At 49.4% G+C, this 3,751-nt stretch carries 3 protein-coding genes; all 3 read left to right on the top strand.

Annotation, left to right across the window (positions count from 1 at the left end):
• On the top strand, positions 1–516 hold a 516-nt coding region (locus tag VJB08_07215; GenBank protein ID HLD43744.1), incomplete at its 5' end, for a PH domain-containing protein.
• Positions 513–1,874 carry a PH domain-containing protein gene (locus tag VJB08_07210; GenBank protein ID HLD43743.1) on the top strand — a complete coding sequence of 454 codons (1,362 nt, stop codon included), beginning with the start codon at positions 513–515 and terminating at the stop codon, positions 1,872–1,874. The genes VJB08_07215 and VJB08_07210, both read left to right, overlap by 4 nt.
• A gap of 25 nt (positions 1,875–1,899) precedes the next feature.
• Positions 1,900–3,723, top strand: coding sequence for a PINc/VapC family ATPase (locus tag VJB08_07205; GenBank protein HLD43742.1), 1,824 nt, complete (start codon positions 1,900–1,902; stop codon positions 3,721–3,723).
• Positions 3,724–3,751 lie beyond the last annotated feature (28 nt).

Here is a 3,751-nt window from a genome sequence, read left to right as displayed (position 1 = left end):
TTTATATATCACTGTTTCAACAGATTCTTTATGAAAACAGTCGAAGAGCTTCCGCTGGAACGGGTTAAGATCGTCAAGAAAACGCTCCTTGGAGCCTTGTCTCTTATGGCATCGTTTTTCCTGGCTCCTTTCTGGCTCCATCTCTTCTTTTGGCAACAATTAAAATATTTCCTGGTCATTGTTGATGCGTTGTATTTCATAGCGCCGTTTCTCATCTATTGGTATGAACGGGTTTACTACGAAACGTATTATTATGACATTGAAAGGAATTTTATTGTCATCAAAAAAGGGGCTGTAACACGAAGGGAGACTATCCTTCCCTACAGCAAACTCCAGGATGTTTATTCAGATCAGGATCTCCTTGACAGGATCTTTGGCTTATGGGATGTCCATGTCTCGACTGCTACGCCTATGTCTGGAGAAAATGCGCATATTGACGGCCTGAACTATAGCAACGCTGAAAAGCTGCGAAGCAAAATCCTTTCAAGAATACCGAAACGCGGGAAATCTGAATGAGCCGCATCTACAAACCGCAGGCGCTGCTCAGCCTTGCTCCGGGGATCATCATCGCCCTCCTCATCGGGCTCACCACCGGCTTTACTGAGGACTTCCTGTTCATACTCTTTTTTGTTGCAGCATTTTCAATGAATTCCCTACGGCTTTTCTTCGAGCATTATGATCTGAGGGATGATGGGCTGTTCATTCAATCCGGAATCTTCGCCAAGTCAAGAGCTCTTTTTCTGTACGACAAGATCCAGGACACTCATCGCACCCAGTCTTTTCTGGAGCGCCTTCTTGGGCTTACCTCCATTGAGGTCAAGACCATTTCCCAGCAGCCTGGCAGGCTTTCAGCCCTTTCCATCAACGACGCCAATGAGGTGATAACAGTCCTGCAACACGCAAAAACCGAGCAGAAAAAAGGGCAGACGTATAGAGTCCACGCACTCTTCCAGTGTGGTGCGCTGATCCTCGCATGGTCTGCCGGGCTGCCTTTCGTTCTCAACAATGGCGTTCTTTCCCTCCTCTATCTTTTCTTTTTTATAGGATTCGTCTCTAAACTCCTGCTGTTCAAGATCGCCTTCTCTTTTTATGTCCTGCCAAACAACCTTGAGCTGGACTACTCTCTCTTTTCAAAGGCTCGTGTGCATATTCCGTATCACAAGATCCAGGATATCCACATCAGGAGGAGCATCTGGAGGCGGCTGACTGGGCTTGCAGACCTCATCATCGAAACAGGCGACCTCAGGCTGGGGGTTGTCGGCAAAGAGCGGAAGGACGTAATCCTGAACGCCATCCCCTACCTTTCTGCTGCTGATGCAAAACTCCTGCGAAGCACACTCATCAGGAATATGGGGCTGTCTGAATCTCATTTCAAGGATCTGGCTGAAGTAAATATTTCAGTATGGCGGCCAATGAAGACCGGATTGGGGGCAACGGCAAGGCTGCTTGTCGGCCTTACCTCCCTTTTTGTCATCGGAGTAATCCTTGTCAGGATCTTCGCCATCGGAATCGGCGTTCCTGTGCTTCTTGTTTTTCTTCTCAGCTTTCTTGTGCTCCCTCCTTTTGCCTTTCTCATCCACGCAGCAAGGGATTTCTTTTTCATCCAAAGCATGTCCTATGCCTCAACGCAGGATCTTTTCATCTTTAAGAGGGGGATCTTCACCACTGTAGAATCTGCGACCCCCTATCGCAAAATCCAGAACGTATTTGTTGATGAGGATATCTATGACAAGCTGTTTGGCCTCTGGGATGTCCATTTCTCTACAATCGGCAAATCTTCGCAGGAACTCCTGCATCTTGATGGGTTGAAGAAGGATGATGCGGACAGGCTCACAAGCTTTCTGCTGGAAAAGATACGCCACCATAACCCTTAAATAATCCCCCTCTTCACCCTTGTGTATGCTCACGATAGAACGGATTGTGCCAGACAGCTCAGTCCTGCTGGAAGGACTGGTCTCTGCCAGCCTTGAGCAAGGCGGCATCAAGGCAGAGAAGATTCTTATCCACAACGCATTAGTCGCTTTTCTTCACAAGAGCGCTCAGGAGAACAAGGCGAAGGGATTTGTGGGAATGGATGAGCTTGACCGGCTGCGAAAAGCATCGTCACGCCTGAATTTCCAGATTGAATTTACTGGCCGCATGCCGACGCAGCTTGAATTAGAGCACTTAACACTTGAAAAAGTGGACTCGCTTATCCTTGACCTCTGCTATGATGAGGGGGTCACTCTCTTCACCCACAATAGCCTGCAAAAGCAAATTGCAGATGTGCGTGGCATCCCTGTCCATTTCAAGAAGTTTGAGAAGACACCTAAGCCCATCCAACTCGAGTCGTATTTTGACAGCACGACCATGTCGGTGCACCTGAGGGAAGGCGTTCTCCCTTCTGCAAAGCAAGGGCTTCCCGGAGACTGGAAATTCTCCACTATTGGCTCTACCCTTCTCTCGCGGGAAAAGCTCCAGGAACTTGCCCGGGAGATTATAGAAAACGCTGGCGTGCGGAACGATGCGTTTATCGAGATTGAGCGGCCAGGATCAACCATTGTCCAGCTTGGTCCGTATCGGATTGTTATAACAAAGCCACCCTTGTCTGATGCATGGGAGATCACTGCTGTGCGGCCAATCACCAAGCTCAGCATGGAAGATTACCATCTCTCTGAGCGGCTCAGGCAGCGGATAGAGTCCCAGGCCGAGGGTGTCCTCATCGCCGGGGCTCCGGGGATGGGAAAGTCAACCTTTGCCCAGGCGCTGGCAGAATTCTACGCAAGCAAGCTCAAGATTGTCAAGACCATCGAAGCTCCCAGGGATCTTATCCTTGCCGATACTATCACACAATATGCAATCTCGCATGCTGATGCGCAGGAGATCCATGATATCCTGCTCCTGTCCAGGCCGGACTATACGATTTTCGATGAGATGAGAAACACCCAGGACTTCCACCTCTTCACTGACCTCAGGCTTGCAGGCATCGGCCTTGTCGGCGTTGTCCATGCCTCAAAGCCTATTGATGCAATCCAGCGCTTTGTCGGGAGGATTGAGCTTGGAGTCATTCCCCAGGTTATTGATACTGTCATCTTCATCAAGAACGGAAAGCCATCAAAGGTGCTTTCCATAATGATGACTGTGAAAGTGCCAGAGGGAATGACCGAGGAGGATCTGGCGAGGCCGATTGTTGTTGTGACTGATTTCGAGACGAAGAAAGCTGAGTACGAGCTGTATTCGTACGGTGAGGAGACCGTTGTCATACCTGTGAAGGGAGCCACACAATCGCCTTCCCAGAAGCTTGCGCAGCGTGCCATTGAAGATGAGTTTTCCCTGCTTGTCAAGCATGTGCGCGCAGAGATGCTTTCGGATGGAAGGGTTGCAGTCTATGTTCCGGAGAGGGATATCGCCCGGATTATCGGAAAGCAGGGAGAGAGCATCGAGAAAATGGAGAAAAAGCTGGGCATCAGCATTGATGTGCGCAGCCTTACAGAGTTCAAAGGCGAGGCCCCGAGCCTTGGAAATTCCCTGTCCTTTGAGCCCCGGCTCTCAAAACAAGCTGTCCAGCTCATTCTTGGGCCTGAATACCAGGATCGGGATGTGTCTATCTACCACCAGCGGGATTTTGTGATGCAGGCAAAAGTCGGGAAATCCGGCATGATCAACATTAACAGGAAAAGCAAGATTGGGAAGCTCCTCGCTGATGCCATCGTGATGGGAGAGAAGATTGAGGTAATGGGATAAGGATCATCGTTTTCTTTATTATGTGAGA

It is taken from the genome of Candidatus Nanoarchaeia archaeon (assembly GCA_035290625.1).
GTDB lineage: Archaea > Nanobdellota > Nanobdellia > Woesearchaeales > DATDTY01 > DATDTY01.
Note: the sequence above shows the minus strand (reverse complement) of the source record. Positions and strands in the feature narration are given on the sequence as shown.